Source organism: Marinobacterium ramblicola, assembly GCF_019084545.1.
Lineage (GTDB): Bacteria > Pseudomonadota > Gammaproteobacteria > Pseudomonadales > Balneatricaceae > Marinobacterium_D > Marinobacterium_D ramblicola.
In genome coordinates this window covers 1-1,294 of the sequence record NZ_JAHREP010000064.1, presented here as the reverse complement: position 1 = coordinate 1,294, position 1,294 = coordinate 1, and the positions used below count along the sequence as shown (strand labels likewise).

At 51.2% G+C, this 1,294-nt stretch carries 2 protein-coding genes; both read right to left on the bottom strand.

Translation table 11 applies throughout. The annotated features are described in order from the left end of the window. Nucleotides 1–41 precede the first annotated feature (41 nt). Entirely contained in the window at nt 42–929 is an 888-nt protein-coding gene (locus KQ940_RS22605) for an IS3 family transposase (RefSeq protein ID WP_343222716.1), read from the bottom strand. Beyond that, on the bottom strand, nt 881–1,240 hold the full coding sequence (locus KQ940_RS22600; RefSeq protein WP_217416907.1) for a transposase: 360 nt from the start codon (nt 1,238–1,240) through the stop codon (nt 881–883). Before KQ940_RS22600 ends, KQ940_RS22605 begins: the two co-directional genes overlap by 49 nt. Nucleotides 1,241–1,294 lie beyond the last annotated feature (54 nt).

The following is a 1,294-nucleotide window of genomic DNA, read 5'->3' as shown; positions in this document are numbered from 1 at the left end:
GAAAGCTCCCCCATAAAAGTAGACGCCCGATAAAATCGATCTTATGCCGCCATTCTTTCATAGTCTTCAGGTACTTTGTATCCCAGCGACGAGTGCAGTCTCCGGGTGTTGTAGTACTCGTCCATGTACCATGCCAGTGCCATTCGTAGCTCATGCACCGACGAGAATGCGATTCCGTGAAAGCTTTCGGTTTTCAATGTCTTAAAAAAGGATTCCACATGTGCATTGTCGGTGACGTGATTGGGCCGGTTCATGCTCGGCCGGATCCCCGCCTTTCTAAGCTCATCCTGAAAGAGATACGCTCCGTATTCCGCGCCTCTATCACTGTGAAAAATGAGCCCTGGTTTGACGTCCCGGTGCCTCAACGCCTTTTTCAATGCTGAATGCGTCAATGTCGCTGCTCTTGTATAGCCCAACTCCCAGCCGATCACGCGCCGTGAATACAGGTCCAGGATGACGGCGAGATAGTGCCACTCCCCTTTGACCTTCAGGTACGTCACATCACCCGCCCATTGCTCATTGGGACCCTTAGGCTCACCCAATTCCCGCTTGATGTTGCCAACCGTAATACAGGGATTTTCAGGCAACGCCTTCCTTCTGTAGAGCCTGCCGGCTTTGCCCACCAGTCCGGCATCCTGCATGATGCGCTCGACACGCTTATGATTGACCTTTTCACCGCTCTGCCGCAGGGCTTCATATACACGTGGGCTACCGTAGAGGCCTCCATTCTCTGCAAAAATTTCTTCAATCCGCGTGGCCAGAACGCGATTCTCTCTAGCTCGTTTTGACGGTGTTCGTTTCATCCACTTGTAGAAGCCGGCAGGAGAAACACCCAGCCTTGTGCAGAGGTACCTGATACCAAACTCAGCACCGTGTTCGGCTATGTATCCGAACCGTTCTGCCTTTGATCCTTCAGGTACTTTTGCCACTTTTTTAGAAAGTCGTTCTCCTTCTTCAAGGCCGCCACTTCTTTTTGCAACCGCTTAAGCTCTTTTGCTTGCTCCTTCTCCTGGGAGGGCGTTGATGGCCTCTTTGTCATGCTGATCCTTCTCGTCGGGGGAGCGACAAACTTACCCTCTCGATATTCCTGTCGCCAGCGGTAGAGCATTATGGGATGAAGCCCCAGAGCTTCCGCAATATCGACCGTTTCGACATCCAGCTTATTCGTCAGCTCAACTACTTTGATTTTGAATTCTAGCGAGTATTCGACTACTCGCTCTTTACTCAATATTCTTGCCATTTTCCGCCTACCTCCAGGTTGAGATAGGCGTCTACTTTACGGGGGAAGGTTTCC

Bases quoted from the DNA above. Each gene is read 5' to 3' on its own strand.
- KQ940_RS22600 (WP_217416907.1), bottom strand. From the start codon at position 1,240: ATGGCAAGAATATTGAGTAAAGAGCGAGTAGTCGAATACTCGCTAGAA.